At 72.8% G+C, this 15,125-nt stretch carries 11 protein-coding genes and 1 tRNA gene; 7 read left to right on the top strand and 5 right to left on the bottom strand.

Annotation, left to right across the window (positions count from 1 at the left end):
- Nucleotides 1-41: 41 nt before the first annotated feature.
- Nucleotides 42-2,543, bottom strand: a complete 2,502-nt coding sequence (locus ACZ4FH_RS28910) for an SCO7613 C-terminal domain-containing membrane protein (RefSeq protein WP_467308543.1) — start codon at nt 2,541-2,543, stop codon at nt 42-44.
- A 140-nt stretch (nt 2,544-2,683) separates the two neighbouring features.
- On the opposite strand from ACZ4FH_RS28910, the gene ACZ4FH_RS28915 reads away from it, so the two are divergent.
- Nucleotides 2,684-2,755: transfer RNA gene (locus ACZ4FH_RS28915), tRNA-Val, on the top strand.
- Nucleotides 2,756-2,830: 75 nt separating this feature from the next.
- Here ACZ4FH_RS28915 and ACZ4FH_RS28920 read toward each other — a convergent pair.
- A complete protein-coding gene (locus ACZ4FH_RS28920; protein ID WP_383645929.1) occupies nt 2,831-3,556 on the bottom strand; it encodes a 3'-5' exonuclease in 726 nt (241 codons plus the stop codon).
- Nucleotides 3,557-3,745: 189 nt separating this feature from the next.
- Here ACZ4FH_RS28920 and ACZ4FH_RS28925 point away from each other — a divergent pair, with 189 nt between their 5' ends.
- The 3 genes from ACZ4FH_RS28925 (at nt 3,746) to thrS (ending at nt 7,661) form a co-directional block, all read left to right on the top strand.
- A complete protein-coding gene (locus ACZ4FH_RS28925) occupies nt 3,746-4,315 on the top strand; it encodes a DUF4365 domain-containing protein (protein ID WP_383645933.1) in 570 nt (189 codons plus the stop codon).
- Entirely contained in the window at nt 4,315-5,568 is a 1,254-nt protein-coding gene (locus ACZ4FH_RS28930; RefSeq protein WP_467308545.1) for a hypothetical protein, read from the top strand. The genes ACZ4FH_RS28925 and ACZ4FH_RS28930 overlap by 1 nt, the downstream gene beginning before the upstream one ends.
- Before the next feature lie 116 nt (nt 5,569-5,684).
- Nucleotides 5,685-7,661 carry a threonine--tRNA ligase gene (gene thrS, locus ACZ4FH_RS28935; protein WP_467308547.1) on the top strand — a complete coding sequence of 659 codons (1,977 nt, stop codon included), beginning with the start codon at nt 5,685-5,687 and terminating at the stop codon, nt 7,659-7,661.
- A 28-nt stretch (nt 7,662-7,689) separates the two neighbouring features.
- Here thrS and ACZ4FH_RS28940 read toward each other — a convergent pair whose 3' ends face one another.
- Complete coding sequence (locus ACZ4FH_RS28940) at nt 7,690-8,367, bottom strand: potassium channel family protein (RefSeq protein WP_383645945.1); 678 nt, start codon at nt 8,365-8,367, stop codon at nt 7,690-7,692.
- 66 nt (nt 8,368-8,433) lie between these two features.
- Between ACZ4FH_RS28940 and ACZ4FH_RS28945 the strand changes: the two genes are divergently transcribed.
- Nucleotides 8,434-8,994 carry an HIT family protein gene (locus ACZ4FH_RS28945; RefSeq protein WP_383645950.1) on the top strand — a complete coding sequence of 187 codons (561 nt, stop codon included), beginning with the start codon at nt 8,434-8,436 and terminating at the stop codon, nt 8,992-8,994.
- A gap of 70 nt (nt 8,995-9,064) precedes the next feature.
- On the opposite strand, the gene ACZ4FH_RS28950 is transcribed toward ACZ4FH_RS28945, so the two are convergent.
- Nucleotides 9,065-10,732, bottom strand: coding sequence for a hypothetical protein (locus tag ACZ4FH_RS28950; RefSeq protein ID WP_467308549.1), 1,668 nt, complete (start codon nt 10,730-10,732; stop codon nt 9,065-9,067).
- A 147-nt stretch (nt 10,733-10,879) separates the two neighbouring features.
- Nucleotides 10,880-13,105: an elongation factor G-like protein EF-G2 gene (locus ACZ4FH_RS28955; RefSeq protein ID WP_467308551.1), complete on the bottom strand. Its 2,226-nt coding sequence runs from the start codon at nt 13,103-13,105 to the stop codon at nt 10,880-10,882.
- Between the two features lie 434 nt (nt 13,106-13,539).
- Here ACZ4FH_RS28955 and pgsA point away from each other — a divergent pair, with 434 nt between their 5' ends.
- Both pgsA and ACZ4FH_RS28965 read left to right on the top strand, forming a co-directional pair.
- Nucleotides 13,540-14,211, top strand: coding sequence for a phosphatidylinositol phosphate synthase (gene pgsA / locus ACZ4FH_RS28960; RefSeq protein ID WP_467308553.1), 672 nt, complete (start codon nt 13,540-13,542; stop codon nt 14,209-14,211).
- Nucleotides 14,208-15,119: a phosphatidylinositol mannoside acyltransferase gene (locus ACZ4FH_RS28965; protein ID WP_467308555.1), complete on the top strand. Its 912-nt coding sequence runs from the start codon at nt 14,208-14,210 to the stop codon at nt 15,117-15,119. The genes pgsA and ACZ4FH_RS28965 overlap by 4 nt, the downstream gene beginning before the upstream one ends.
- Nucleotides 15,120-15,125 lie beyond the last annotated feature (6 nt).

A 15,125-nucleotide genomic window follows, 5' to 3' on the forward strand; every position in this document is an offset into this window, starting at 1 on the left:
GGCCGGACCGGCCGCGGGCACCCCCGCACGGGGACCGTGCCTCAGCGCATCCGCCCCAGCGCCTCCCGGAGCCGCCGCGCGTCCCGCAGCCGCTTCTCGTACGTCGCCCCGACCGCCAGCAGCACCACCCCGGCCAGCGCCGGCACCACCCAGCGCGGCATCGCACCCACCACCTGCACCACATACGGCGCCAGCTCGTGCACCGCGTCCAGCGCCAGCACCGCGCCGCCCAGCACCAGCAGCGCCTGGAGCCGCAGCCGCGCCCCGAGCAGCGTGATCACCAGCGCCGCCACCCCGAGCAGCAGCGGACGTGTCCAGCCCGAGTCACCCAGGGCCACCAGGAGCGAGGGCACCAGCGACACCGCGAGCCCCGCCCCGTACGCCGTCCACGACGACGCCGCCGGGTCACGCCGCCTGCGCAGCCACCCGATCACCAGCACCGGAACCGACACCGGCAGCGTGTACGCCTCCGGCGAACCCACCCCCGAGGCCGACAACCGCACCCACGACGCCAGCACGAACAGCGCCGTCGCCACGTACCCGGCCACCGGACGCCGCTCCGGACGCAGCGCCGTACCCGCCGCCACCGTCCCGCACAGCGCCAGCACCAGCGCGAGGAACGGCAGATCGCCCACGGCCGTCATCACCGCGGCCACCCCCACCGGCACTCCCGCCGCCTCCACCGGCAGCCCCACCGCACGGCCCCTCAGCACCGCACCCAGCACCGCCGTCACCGCGGTCACCACCAGCAGCAGCGGCGCCGTCTCGTGCGGCTCCAGCTCCAGCGACGCCCCGCACGCCACGGCCAGCACCGTCGCCCCGGCCACCGCCGCGCACGCCGCCGCCGACCGCACCCCGGACCACACCGGCGGACGCGGCTCCCGCGCCGGACCGTCCAGCGCCGTCGCCACACCGGCGCCCACCGCCGTCAGCAGCACGAACACGGCGTACGTGGCCGGCTCCGAGCACAGCGACAGCAGCGCCACCCCCGCCGCACCGAACGCCCCGCACACCGAGGCCGCCACGGCCGCCCCCGCCGTCCCGCGGCGCAGCGCCCCCACCACGAGCGCCGCCGACGCCACCACGAGCACCGACTGCGTCGCGACCGCCACCGCGTACGACACGTCCAGCGCGGGCGCCAGCACCGTCAGCCCCGCCCAGCCCAGCACCAGGGCCCACGCCCCGGCCGCACCCCGGCCCGAGGCACCGACGCCACGCACCGGCTCCGCCCACCGCGCCACGGACTCCCACCGGAACCACGCCGCCCCCAGCGCCACCGCCACCATCAGCAGCACCACCGGAGAGGAGGCCATCTCGTCCCACGGCAGCTCCGACGCCCCCAGCGCCTCGCGGATCCCGCCGTCCGGAACCCCCGACCACAGACGCCCCAACTGCGCCACCGGACCCACCAGGACCACCGCGACCGGCGTCGCGGAGAACAGCACCGCGCCCAGCGCCACCACACCCGCGGCCCCGGCCAGCCCCTGCCGCACCGGACGCCCCAGCGGAGCCCGTACGCCCAGCAGCACCAGCCCGCCGCACACCAGATACACGGGCACCGACCAGCCGCCCGACAGCGTCGTGGTCAGCACCCCGCCGACCGCGGCCACCGCCGCCAGACCGGCCACCGCACCCGCCGCCCCCGCGAACCCCGACGACGCCCGCCGGGCCCCCGCCAGCGCGATCGCGGCCCCCGCCAGCAGCAGCGCCCCCGGCACCACCGCCTGGGACGGACGCACCGCCTCCAGCGACTCGCCCAGGGCCACCAGCAGCCCCGCCCCACCGGTCACCCAGAGCCCGATACCGGCCGTGACCCGCACCGCGAGCCCCGTGACCCGCACCGCGACCGCACAGTCCAGCGCGGCCGTCACCAGCAGCGCCCCGGCGAACACCACCGGAGCCGCCCCCTCGGCCGCCGCCCCCAGCACCAACGGCAGCTGCGCGGTCAGCACCGCCAGCGGCAACGGCAGCCGCAGCCCGTCGAGCAGCAGCCCGTACGCCGCCCACACCACCGCCAGCACCGCCGACGCCACCGCCGCGTACCCGAGCGGATCCGTGTCCGCCAGCGCCACCCGGTGCAGCGCATAGGCGTCCAGCACCATCAGCACCGCGGCCAGCGCCCCCAGCGACTCCGCCGTCGAGGTCAGCCCACGGCGCAGCAGGAAAGCCGGAGCCGCCAGCGCGGCGGCCGTGACGGTGGCCAGCACCGCCGACCGACCGCCGATCCCCATATGACCCCAGCTCACCAGGGTGAACGCGATCGCGGCGACCGTCAGCAGCAGCCCCCCGAGCGTGAGGAGCAGATTCTGCGCACCGTTCCCCCCGCCCGCCGGACGGACCGGCGCGGCGGGCGGTGCGAACGGCGGCCCGAACGAGCCCGCGACGGGCGCCGCCACCGGCGGGGCCGGCACCGGACGCGGCGCCTGGAGGACACTCACCAGCCAGGCACGACGGGTCAGCAACTGGGCGCGGCGCAGATCCAGCCGCGCGAGCTCACGGTCGAGGAGCGCCAGTTCCTCGGCGGGCGGCGGCACATGTTCCATGAACGGGAGTGTGGCGCGCGCCACGCCGTACGAACATGCGCACGGATACTCAGATCCCCGCCTGAGTACGCGCACTCCCCGGCACGCGACAAGCGGTTTGAACCACACCCGCCGAGCCCTGTATGGTTCAACCCGTTCCCGGGCGATTAGCTCAGTGGGAGAGCGCTTCGTTCACACCGAAGAGGTCACTGGTTCGAACCCAGTATCGCCCACCCGGGAAGAGGCCGGTCCGTCAGCACCACCGACGGACCGGCCTCTCGCGTATCCGGCCACGCGATCCGCCCCGCTCACGCCGCGGCACGCAGCTCCGGCCGCAGCGGCCACGCCGGATCCACCGTCTCCGGCGTCCCGCTCTTCGCGAACCACGCCTGCAGCCCCCGCGCCTGAGCCGCGTGCCACACCGCCTGGAGCGTGTGCAGCTCCGCCGGGGTCAGCCGCTCCAGCCGGGGCGCGAACCGCCGCCCCACCGCCCGGACCAGCTCCAGCGCAGCCGCCGCGTCCGCCGCCGCGTCATGCGCCCCGTCCAGCGTCACCCCGTACAGCTCGCACAGATCCGTCAGCGTGCGCCGCCCCTTGCGATAGCGGTCCAGATGCTTGTCCAGCACCCGCGGATCCAGCACGCACAGCGGGGCGTTCTCCAGATAGGCGGCGAGCGACGACGCCCGGTGCCGCCGCAGCTCCCGGTCCAGCAGCGTCAGATCGAACGGCGCGTTCATCACCACCAGCGGCCGCCCCGCCGCACACTGCTCCGCCAGCGCCCGGCCCATCTCCTCCATCACCGGCGCCGGCCACCGCCCGTTGCGCTGGAGATGGTCGTCGGTCAGCCCATGGATCTCCGTCGCCCCCGCGGGCACCGGAATCCCCGGATTCACCAGCCAGCGGGTCACGCGCATCCGCCCGCCCGCACCGTCCTGGACGACCAGGGCACCCGAAACGATCCGGTCCCCCTCGACGTCCACACCCGTCGTCTCCGTGTCGAAAGCGGCCAACGGCCCCTCGAACCAATGAGTCATCCCCGAACTCCTCGCACCCGCACGGCAGATGGGGCGATCCCTCCGCCCGGTTCGGTGATACCCGCGCCCTTTGCCTGATACGCCGTTTGCGGACCGCTCCCTGCGGTGACAACACAGGTGACGGGGGCGGACGTTGACGGACCACCGCGCCCCACACCCCTCGGCACGGCCCGGAAGGCATACGGAGCCATGGCACTCGCGCAGCCCGAACCGGGTGGGCTGCTGTCCCGGCGGACCACCCCGCCGCCGCGCGGCACACTCGCCACCACCGCCTGCATGGAGACCCTCCAGGTGGGCTATCTGCACGCGGTGGCGGCCGCGGCGGGGTGCTCCCTGTCGCAGCCCTTCCCCGACAACGGCATCGACTGGCACCTCAGCCACGGCGCCCCCGGCCACACCGTCGACGACGAGGTGACCATCAAGGTCCAGCTGAAGTGCACCTACCAGATACCGCCCCGACCCCCCGGACCCACCTTCGCCTTCACCCTCGACAACGCCCACCTGGTGAAACTCGCCCGGACCCCCGTGTCCGTGCACAAGATCCTCGTCGTGATGATCGTGCCCCGGAGCCAGGACGACTGGCTGAGCGCCGGACCCGACCACCTCGCCCTGCGCCACTGCTGCTACTGGACCAATCTGGCCGGACACCCCGTGACCGGCCGTCACCGCACCACCGTACGGATCCCGACCTCACGCGTCTTCGACGACCGCGCCCTCTGCGAGATCATGACCCGGGTCGGGGCGGGAGGGAGACCCTGATGCACCGGCCGATGGACGAACCCGCCGCCGACGCCTTCTCGTCGGACCCGCGGTCCCACCCGGACGACCCGGCCCCCGGCCCCGGCGGCCTCCCCGACCCCGCCCGCGTCGACCCCGCCGTGCTCGGCGTCCTGCTCGCCCGGCACGGCTGGCGCCGCCGGGGCGGAGCCGCCGGCCGCTACAGCCGCTGGACCCCGCCCGGACCGCCCGCCCCGCCCGGCGGCCCCACCAGCCTCCTCGTCCCCGACACCACCGCCTTCCCCGACAGCGAGGACCTGCTCACCGAAGCCCTCACCGCCCTCGCCCGCAGCGCCGCCCCCTCCGCCCGCCACGTCCTCGTCTCCCTCGCCGTGCCCAGCGACGCGATCCGCTGGTGGCGCGAGGTCCCCGAACCCGCGGCGGGCACCGCCGGAGCGACCGGCTGGACCCACGCCGAACGGCTCCACACCGCCGCCCGGCAGATCCTGCTCGCCGGCGCCCTCGCCGTCCGCGACCGGGCCGGCTACCACGGCGCCCGCCACCGCCGCCGCGCCCTGACCGCCCTGGACCCCTTCCTGATCGGCCCGGCCCCCGGCGGCCGCGACCTCACCGCCTACCTCCCCGTCGAGACGGGCCGGCCACTGGCCGTACGCCTGCACCACGCCCTGCACGCCGCGCGGGAGGCCGTCGACTACCAGCGCGCCACCGGCGCCATGGACGCCTTCGACACCGCCGTCGGCGCCGGCGTCTGCCGCGAACTGACCGAGGCCCTCGTCGCCCTCGTCCGGGGATCCGAGGGCGCCGGCATCGCCCTGGACTGGGCACCGGCCGCCGGCACCCCCGAGGGCTGCCCGGCACGGCCCGAACCCGTCGAGTTCTCCCCGGGCGACCTGCCCGCCCTGCGCCGGGCCGGCGCCCGCTACCTCCGGGACGAGCCCTCCGTCCCGGTCCGGATCACCGGCGCCGTCGTCCGGCTGCGCCGAGCCGGTCCGCGCGGTCCGGGCACCGTCCGGCTGCGGGTGCTCGCCGGTGCCGAGGTGCCGCACGTCCGGCTGGAACTCGACGAGGAGGCGTACCGCATCGCGGGCCAGGCCCATCTCGTCGGGCTGCCGGTGCGGGTGGAGGGACGTCTGGAGAGCCGGGGCGGATTCCGGCGGCTGATGAGGGCCTCGCAGGTCGTTCCGGTCCAGGTCGACGAGGAGGAACGCGACCGGCTGATGAAATCGCTCCAGGAGAACGTCGACTTCTTCGAGGAGGCCTGCGCGGGGGAGTAGGACGGCCGAGCACGCTCGTACCCGGCCCTTTCGCACAGGGGGCCCTCGGCTCGGTACGATTCCTTCTGCACGCGCTGGAGGAATGCGGGTGCGCCCCCCTGAGTCAGGAGAGAACGGTGTCAGACGTCCGTGTGACCATCCAACGCGATTCCGAGCGGGAAGAGCGCGTGGTGACGACGGGCACGACGGCAGCCGAGCTCTTCGCCGGCGAGCGCACCGTCGTCGCCGCGCGGGTCGCCGGCGAGCTGAAGGACCTCGCGTACGCCGTCGCCGACGGAGAGGTCGTCGAGCCCGTCGAGATCTCCTCCGAGGACGGCCTCAACATCCTGCGCCACTCCACCGCGCATGTGATGGCCCAGGCCGTGCAGCAGCTCTTCCCCGAGGCCAAGCTGGGCATCGGCCCGCCGGTCAAGGACGGCTTCTACTACGACTTCGACGTCGAGAAGCCGTTCACGCCCGAGGATCTCAAGGCCATCGAGAAGAAGATGCAGGAGATCCAGAAGCGCGGCCAGCGCTTCGCCCGCCGCGTCGTGACCGACGAGGCCGCCCGCGAGGAGCTGGCCGACGAGCCGTACAAGCTGGAGCTCATCGGCATCAAGGGCTCCGCCTCCTCGGACGACGGCGCGGACGTCGAGGTGGGCGGCGGCGAGCTGACCATCTACGACAACCTCGACCCGAAGAGCGGCGAGCTGTGCTGGAAGGACCTCTGCCGGGGTCCGCACCTGCCCACCACCCGGTTCATCCCGGCCTTCAAGCTGATGCGGAACGCCGCCGCGTACTGGCGGGGCAGCGAGAAGAACCCGATGCTCCAGCGCATCTACGGCACCGCCTGGCCGACCAAGGAAGAGCTGAAGGCGCACCTGGAGTTCCTGGAGGAGGCCGCCAAACGCGACCACCGCAAGCTCGGCAACGAGCTGGACCTCTTCTCCTTCCCGGACGAGATCGGCCCCGGCCTCGCCGTCTTCCACCCCAAGGGCGGCATCATCCGCCGGGCCATGGAGGACTACTCGCGCCGCCGCCACGAGGAGGAGGGCTACGAGTTCGTCTACTCGCCGCACGCCACCAAGGGCAAGCTCTTCGAGAAGTCCGGCCACCTGGACTGGTACGCCGACGGCATGTACCCGCCCATGCAGCTCGACGACGGGGTGGACTACTACCTCAAGCCGATGAACTGCCCGATGCACAACCTGATCTTCGACGCGCGCGGCCGTTCGTACCGCGAACTTCCGCTGCGCCTCTTCGAGTTCGGCACGGTGTACCGGTACGAGAAGTCGGGCGTCGTGCACGGCCTGACCCGCTCGCGCGGCTTCACGCAGGACGACGCGCACATCTACTGCACCAAGGAGCAGATGGCGGACGAGCTGGACCGGACGCTCACCTTCGTCCTGAACCTGCTCCGCGACTACGGCCTCACCGACTTCTACCTGGAGCTGTCCACCAAGGACCCGGAAAAGTTCGTCGGGTCGGACGAGATCTGGGAAGAGGCCACCGAGACGCTGCGCCAGGTCGCCGAGAAGCAGGGGCTGCCGCTGGTCCCGGACCCGGGCGGCGCCGCGTTCTACGGCCCGAAGATCTCCGTGCAGTGCAAGGACGCCATCGGCCGGACCTGGCAGATGTCGACCGTGCAGCTCGACTTCAACCTGCCGGAGCGCTTCGACCTGGAGTACACCGGCCCGGACGGTTCCAAGCAGCGCCCGGTCATGATCCACCGTGCCCTGTTCGGTTCCATCGAGCGCTTCTTCGCGGTGCTCCTGGAGCACTACGCGGGCGCGTTCCCGGTCTGGCTGGCCCCGGTCCAGGCGGTCGGCATCCCGATCGGCGACACCCACATCCCGTACCTCCAGGAGTTCGCGGCCAAGGCCCGCAAGCTCGGGCTGCGGGTCGACGTGGACGCCTCCTCGGACCGGATGCAGAAGAAGATCAGGAACCAGCAGAAGGCCAAGGTTCCGTTCATGATCATCGCTGGTGACGAGGACATGGCCAACGGTGCCGTCTCCTTCCGCTACCGCGACGGATCGCAGGAGAACGGCGTCCCGGTCGAGGACGCCCTCGCCAAGATCGCCAAGGCCGTCGAGGACCGCGTCCAGGTCTGAGCCGTGCCCGGCAGGGGCCCCCGGGGAGCTACCCGCTCCCCGGGGGCCCCTTCTCGTCCTCCCTGCGGAACACCTGGATCAGCCACGACGAGAACGAACCCGTCACCGCCCCCAGCAGCGCCAGACCGCAGGCCATCAGGAACGCCGCCACGGTCCGGCCGACCGGGGTCACCGGGACGGCGTCCCCGTACCCCACCGTCGTGAGGGTCGCGCAGGCCCACCAGACCGCGTCGCCGAAGGTCCGGATCGAGGCGCCCGGGGCCTCGTGCTCGCGGTTGTAGACGGCCAGCGCGGCGGAGAAGCCCAGCAGCAGGGCCGCCAGACCGGCGTACGACATCACCCGGGCGTACAGACCGAGGCGCGGGGCCTCGTGGCGCTTCTGGACCGCCGTGTAGACCTTGACCAGCCGCAGCGGGCGCAGCAGGGGCAGCAGCAGGACGAGGGTGTCGAGCCAGTGGACCCGGACGAAGCGGTGGCCGAGGCCGCTGAGGCGGACGCGGACGGCGTAGTCGGCGACGAAGAGGAGCCAGGTGGCGCCGACGAGGGCGAGGGAGATGTCGTGCCAGGGCTGGGCGTCGTGCGGGGCGAGGACGCGGACCGCGTAGCCGAGGAGGAAGAGCAGGGAGGCGGCGAGGAGCGGTACCTCGGTGCGCTGTTCCCACTGGGTCAGAGCGGGTGGGGGCCGGTCCGGGGTGCGGTCGCTCATCGGCCCAGCATCGCGCCGGCCGTACGGGTTCGGCCCCGGCGACACGCTGCGCCCGGGGGACGCCATATGCTGATCGGCATGACGAGTGAGCCGGAGCAGCAGATCGGAGTGGGAACGCCCGACGCGTTCCAGCGCCTGTGGACGCCCCACCGGATGGCGTACATCCAGGGTGAGAACAAGCCGACCGGCCCGGAGGCCGGGGACGGCTGTCCGTTCTGCGAGATTCCCTCGAAGTCGGACGAGGACGGGCTCGTCGTGGCGCGCGGTGAGAAGGTCTACGCCGTGCTCAATCTGTATCCGTACAACGGCGGGCATCTGATGGTGGTGCCGTACCGCCATGTCGCGGACTACACGGAGCTGGACGGTCCGGAGACGGTGGAGCTGGCCGATTTCACGAAGCGGGCCATGACGGCGCTGCGGGCGGCCTCGGGGGCGCACGGGTTCAACATCGGGATGAACCAGGGTGCGGTGGCCGGTGCGGGCATCGCGGCGCATCTGCATCAGCATCTGGTGCCGCGCTGGGGCGGGGACACCAATTTTATGCCGGTGGTGGGGCACACGAAGGTGCTGCCGCAGTTGCTGGCGGACACCCGGTCGATGCTGGCGGCGGCCTGGCCGGCGGTCTGAGCGGTTCGGTACGAGGTGCGGGGCGTCCGGGTGTGGTCCCGGGCGCCCCGCTCGTGTGTGTGCGGCGCGGTCAGGCGTCGTAGAGGTCGGCCTTGCGGGGGCTGGGGTCCTGGATGAGGCCGCTCAGTATCGTCGAGCGGTTGCCGAAGTTCTCGGTGTCGACGCCGTTCTCGTCGAGGACCTTGATGGCGGCGTTGTGCACGACGCGCAGGACGGGGGTGGCGGTGCGCATGGCGTCGTCGGCCATGAAGCGGTGGCGCCACGGCTGCTCGGCCCAGGCGTGGCGCAGCCCGAAGGGTTCGGGCAGGGCGATCTTGCCGCCGAGGTAGTCGAGGAGCGGCGGGTACCACGTGAAGGGGGCGCGCAGGGCCAGGCGTACGACCTCCGAGGCGTCGACGAGTGCCAGGGTGATGTCGCGGGTCTCCCAGAAGCGGACGGTCTTGTTGACGGTCTTGGTCTTGGCCGAGGGCTTGCTGGTGAAGAGGGAGTGGACGGGGCCGAGGGCGTGTCCGGTGACCTCGATGCGCAGGGTCTCGTAGAGGACGGTGACGGTGATCATCATGGTGATGACGAGCTGGCCGTCCCAGAGGGTGAACTGCACGCCGAGGTAGTGGCGGTCGCCGCCGCCGAACTGCTGGTGGTTGCAGATGCGCTGTATCTCGTGGGGTTTGACCTGGAAGGTGGCGACGTCCTCGCCGTCGGGGCGGGAGACCGAGTCGGCGTTCTCGCCGACGGGGGAGACGATCCAGTGGGTGACGGTCGGGGTGGGGAATCCGCCGGTGTTCAGCGGGCCGCGCTCCAGCATTTTGAGCTGGTCGTGCATGACGCGGATCAGGTCCCAGCTGCGGAACTGGTGGAACTCCTTGCCGGGGTCCTTGGGCTTGAGGTCCTCGGCGAGCTGCCAGCTGCCCCAGCGGGTGCCCATGCCGAGGATGCCCTTGGGGCCGGCGTAGAAGACGGAGTTGGACTGCTGTTCGGCGGAGAGCTTCTCCAGGCCCTGGCGGAGGGCTTCGCGGGCCGTCTCGCTGGGGTTCTTGGGGACGGCTTCGGGGATCTTCGCGACGACTCCGCCGCCGGAGAGGAGCCCTTCCCAGCGGGCGCGCATGTCCTGGGCGGACTTCTCGGCGATGCGCCGGGCGATGGTCCAGCCGACGACGGGGGCGATGACCATGGCCCGCAGGTAGAGCGCGAGGAATCCGCTCAGGGGCATGGTGATCAGGAAGTACAGGGCGGCGATGCCGAGGATCGGGAGGAGCGCGTTGCCCAGGGTGGAGAGCGCCTTGTCCTTGGTCTTGGCGAGGGCGTCGCGGAGCCGGAAGGCGATGATCCACAGGAGCATGCCGGGCAGGAAGAGGAAGCCGAACAGGGCGGTGACGGCGGTGAGTTTGGTGTCGCGGGCCTTGCGGAGCCGGGAGGCGGACAGACAGTGCTCGACGACGGTCTGGGGGTCGCTTCCGAAGGACTGGATGAGGGCCTTGCGGGCGCCGCCCAGCATGCGTTCCTGGACGGCGCGGGCGTAGGCCTCGCCGAGGTTGGGTTTGAAGTAGGCGGACTTGAAGAGCTTGGAGCGCCCTTCCTTCACCGCGGACTTGTGCCACTCGTTGTTGGCCTTGAGGATGTCCTCCACCGGGCTGTCGCGGTACGCCGCGGAGGCGAGGGCGTTGGTCGCCACCGCCGCTCCCGCCGCGCCCTGGAGCGGAATCTGCGCTCCGGGAGAGAAATCGAATCCGTTGCTCACTGTCGCCCCCACTCGCCACCGAGGAACCGCTCCTGCGGCTGTTTCCCAACTGCCGTGCCCGGCACACTTTCTGAGCTGGGACCACAGCGTATCGTCCGGATCGGTACATCGTCCGGCCCTGTGGACAACGAGGAACAAACCGCTCCGCTACGCGTGGTTCCCGTCGGTCTCCGATGTGCTCGTGAGGCGGTCGGCGAGGTGCGGGGGCAGGGGGGCGTGGCGGGCGTAGGCGCGGTCGAACCGGCCGGTTCCGTGGGTGAGGGAGCGCAGGTCGACGGCGTAGCGGCCGATCTCCAGTTCGGGGACCTCGGCGCGGACGAGGGTGCGGCCGGGGGCGGTCTGCTCGGTGCCGGTGACGCGGCCGCGGCGGCCGGAGAGGTCGCTCATGACGGGGCCGACGTAGTCGTCGGGGACGAGGACACCGATTTCGGCCACCGGTTCCAGGAGCTGGATGCGGGCGGTGTGCGCTGCCTCGCGCAGGGCGAGGGCGCCGGCGGTCTGGAAGGCGGCGTCGGAGGAGTCCACGGAGTGGGCCTTGCCGTCCCGCAGGGTGACGCGGACGTCGACGAGGGGGTGGCCGGTGGCGACGCCGCGGGCGGCCTGGGCGCGGACGCCCTTCTCGACGGAGGAGACGTACTGGCGGGGGACGGAGCCTCCGACGATCCGGTCGACGAACTCGATGCCGGAGCCCGCGGGCAGCGGTTCGACGTCGATGGCGCAGACGGCGTACTGGCCGTGGCCGCCGGACTGTTTGACGTGGCGGCCGAGTCCGCCGGCGGGTGCGGCGAAGGTCTCGCGGAGGGCGACGCGGTGCGGGACGGCGTCGACCTGGACGCCGTGGCGGGTGCGGAGCCGGTCCAGGGCCACGTCGCGGTGGGCCTCGCCGATGCACCACAGGACGACCTGGTGGGTGTCCGGGTTCTGTTCCAGGCGCAGGGTGGGGTCCTCGGCGACGAGGCGGGCCAGGGCGTGGGAGAGCTTGTCCTCGTCGGCCTTGCCGTGGGCCTCGATGGCGAGCGGCAGGAGCGGGTCGGGGGTGGCCCAGGGGCGCAGCAGCAGGGGGTGGGCCGGGTCGGAGAGGGTGTCGCCGGTCTCGGCGGTGTCCAGCCGGGCGACGCAGGCGAGGTCTCCGGCGACGCAGGCGGTGAGCGGGCGCTGCTGTTTGCCGAAGGGGGAGGAGAGGGCGCCGACGCGGATCTCGGCCTCGTGGAAGGGGCGGGCCTCGCGGGCGGGGTCGTCGAGGCCGTGGCCGAAGAGGTGCACGGTGTCGTCGGGGCGCAGGGTGCCGGAGAAGACGCGGACAAGGGAGAGCCGGCCGACGTAGGGGTCGGGTGAGGTCTTGACGACCTCGGCGGCGAGGGGGCCGTCGGGGTCGCACTCCAGGGCGGGCAACGGGGCGCCGTGCAGGGTGCTGACGGCGGGCAGCGGGCGTTCGAGCGGGGTGGGGAAGCCGCCGGTGATCAGATCGAGGAGTTCGACGGTGCCGAGGCCCTGACGGGCGCCTTCGGCGGCGGGGGCGGCGGTGAGGACGGGGTGGAAGGTGCCGCGTGCCACGGCGCGTTCGAGATCGTCGACGAGGGTCTTGACGTCGACGGGCTCACCGGCGAGGTAGCGGTCCATCAGGGTCTCGTCCTCGCTCTCGGCGATGATCCCCTCGATGAGCCGGTCGCGGGCCTCGGCCAGCCGGTCCTGCTGGGAGGGCGCGGGCGGGTGTTCCCTGCGTTCGCCCCCGGAGTAGTCGAGGATCCGCTGGGTGAGCAGTCCGGTCAGGCCGGTGAGCGGCGCGTGTCCGTCGGCGGCGCGGGGGCCGTGGACCGGCAGGTAGAGGGGGAGCACGGCGTCGGGGTCGTCGCCTCCGAAGAGTTCGGCGCAGACCCGGGTCATCGCGTCGAACGGGGTGCGGGCCGTGTCGAGGTGGGTGACGACGATGGCGCGCGGCATGCCGACCGCGGCGCACTCCTCCCAGACGGCCCGGGTGGTGCCGTCGACGGCCTCGGCCTCCTGGGCGGCCGAGACGACGAAGAGGGCGGCGTCGGCGGCCCGCAGCCCGGCCCGGAGTTCTCCGACGAAGTCGGCGTAGCCGGGGGTGTCCAGCAGGTTGATCTTGATTCCGCCCCAGGTGACGGGGACGAGGGTGAGCGAGACGGAGCGGTGCCCGCGCTGTTCGACGTCGTCGTGGTCGGAGACCGTGGTGCCGTCCTCGACGCGGCCGGCCCGGTTGACGGCTCCGGTGGTCTGGGCGAGGGCCTCGACGAGGGTGGTCTTGCCCGATCCGCTGTGGCCGACCAGCACCACGTTGCGGATCGCGGCGGGGCGGTCGGCCGTCAGTGCCCTGGCGGCGGCTCCGGTGGGGGTGTGTGTCCTGTCGCCCATGGTGGGTGCCTCCCGGGTGGTGGCGCCGGGCGGTGGTCCCGCCGGCACGGGATGGGGAGCGGTGGCACGGGCACGGGGAGCCGCCCGCGGCGGCTGCGGCGACGCCCGCGGTAGTTCCGAGCTTTCCACTCCGTACCGGGCGCGTCCATACGCCGTACGTCCGCGCACGACATCCCCCGGGGTGCCCGGACGGTGGCGGGCGACGGGCGTGACTACGATGGGCGACGAGGGTGCTGAAGGCCCCGGCCGGGCTCGCTGCGCCCGGCACGCATGTCCGCGTCGCCGCCGGTACGTTCCCGGGGCTCGCCGCGGGGACGCCCCGGCGTTCCGCGGGCGCACGCACCGGACACCGCCGCCCGGTCCGGCCGGGGCCTTCAGCACCCTTCAGCCGGTGGCCGACGGGGTCATCCGGCCCACCGACCCTCGGGAAGGCCATGCTGAACAAGTACGCGCGTGCCTTTTTCACGCGTGTCCTCACGCCGTTCGCCGCCCTGCTGCTTCGTCTCGGAGTCAGCCCGGACACGGTCACCCTGATCGGCACGGCCGGGGTGATGGCAGGTGCGCTGGTCTTCTTCCCGATGGGGGAGTTCTTCTGGGGCACGATCGTCATCACGATCTTCGTCTTCTCCGACCTGGTCGACGGGAACATGGCGCGGCAGGCGGGGATCTCCAGCCGCTGGGGCGCGTTCCTCGACTCGACCCTGGACCGGGTGGCGGACGGGGCGATCTTCGCCGGCTTCGCGCTCTGGTACGCGGGCAGCGGCGACGACAACGTGCTGTGCGCGGTCTCGATCTTCTGCCTGGCGAGCGGCCAGGTCGTCTCGTACACCAAGGCGCGCGGTGAGTCGATCGGACTGCCGGTCGCCGTCAACGGGCTGGTGGAGCGTGCCGAGCGGCTGGTGATCTCGCTGGTCGCGGCCGGATTCGCGGGTCTGCACAAGTTCGGCGTGCCCGGTATCCAGGTGCTGCTGCCGATCGCGCTGTGGATCGTCGCCGCGGGCAGCCTGGTGACGCTGATCCAGCGGGTCGTGACGGTGCGCCGCGAGTCCGCGGAGGCCGACGCGGCCGCCGCGGCCGTGGACCGGGGGAGCGAGGCCGCGCAGTGAGCGGTGCTCCCCGGCTCGCGGAGCGCGTGAGCGACGGGCTGTACGGGCTGGGCTGGGCCGCGGTCCGCAAACTGCCCGAGCCGGTGGCCCGCGGGCTGTTCCGGACGCTGGCCGATCAGGTGTGGCGGCGGCGCGGGAAGAGCGTGCTGCGGCTGGAGTCCAATCTGGCGCGGGTGGTGCCGGACGCGGATCCGGCGAGGCTCGCGGAGCTGTCCCGGGCCGGGATGCGCTCCTACATGCGGTACTGGATGGAGTCGTTCCGGCTGCCCGCCTGGAGTCCGGCGCGGATCAAGGCGTCCATCGACGTGACGGACGCGCACCGGCTGACGGACGGTCTGGACAGCGGACGCGGGGTGATCCTCGCGCTGCCGCACCTGGGCAACTGGGATCTGGCCGGGGCGTGGGTGACCACGGACCTGAAGGTGCCGTTCACCACGGTCGCCGAGCGGCTGAAGCCGGAGTCGCTGTACGACCGGTTCGTGGCGTACCGCGAGGGACTGGGCATGGAGGTCCTGCCGCACAACGGCGGGGCCGCGTTCGGGACGCTGGCGCGGCGGCTGCGGGCGGGCGGGCTGGTGTGCCTGGTCGCGGACCGCGATCTGTCGGCGTCGGGCGTGGAGGTGTCGTTCTTCGGCGCCACTGCGCGGATGCCCGCGGGCCCGGCCCTGCTGGCGCAGCAGACCGGTGCGCTGCTTCTGCCGGTGACGCTCTCGTACGACGACACGCCGGTCATGAAGGCGCGGATCCACCCGCCGGTGGAGGTGCCGGGGGAGGGTGACCGTACGCGGAAGACGTCGGTGATGACCCAGGCCCTGGCCGACGCCTTCGCCCGGGGCATCGCCGAGCATCCGGAGGACTGGCACATGCTGCAGCGCCTGTGGACCGACGACCTCGAACCCCGGGCCTGACGGCTC

It is taken from the genome of Streptomyces sp. NPDC024555 (assembly GCF_055559335.1).

Coding starts and splice junctions, on each gene's coding strand:
- ACZ4FH_RS28910 (WP_467308543.1), bottom strand. CDS start 2,543: ATGGAACATGTGCCGCCGCCCGCCGAGGAACTGGCGCTCCTCGACCGT.
- ACZ4FH_RS28920 (WP_383645929.1), bottom strand. CDS start 3,556: ATGACTCATTGGTTCGAGGGGCCGTTGGCCGCTTTCGACACGGAGACG.
- ACZ4FH_RS28925 (WP_383645933.1), top strand. CDS start 3,746: ATGGCACTCGCGCAGCCCGAACCGGGTGGGCTGCTGTCCCGGCGGACC.
- ACZ4FH_RS28930 (WP_467308545.1), top strand. CDS start 4,315: ATGCACCGGCCGATGGACGAACCCGCCGCCGACGCCTTCTCGTCGGAC.
- ACZ4FH_RS28940 (WP_383645945.1), bottom strand. CDS start 8,367: ATGAGCGACCGCACCCCGGACCGGCCCCCACCCGCTCTGACCCAGTGG.
- ACZ4FH_RS28945 (WP_383645950.1), top strand. CDS start 8,434: ATGCTGATCGGCATGACGAGTGAGCCGGAGCAGCAGATCGGAGTGGGA.
- ACZ4FH_RS28955 (WP_467308551.1), bottom strand. CDS start 13,105: ATGGGCGACAGGACACACACCCCCACCGGAGCCGCCGCCAGGGCACTG.
- pgsA (WP_467308553.1), top strand. CDS start 13,540: ATGCTGAACAAGTACGCGCGTGCCTTTTTCACGCGTGTCCTCACGCCG.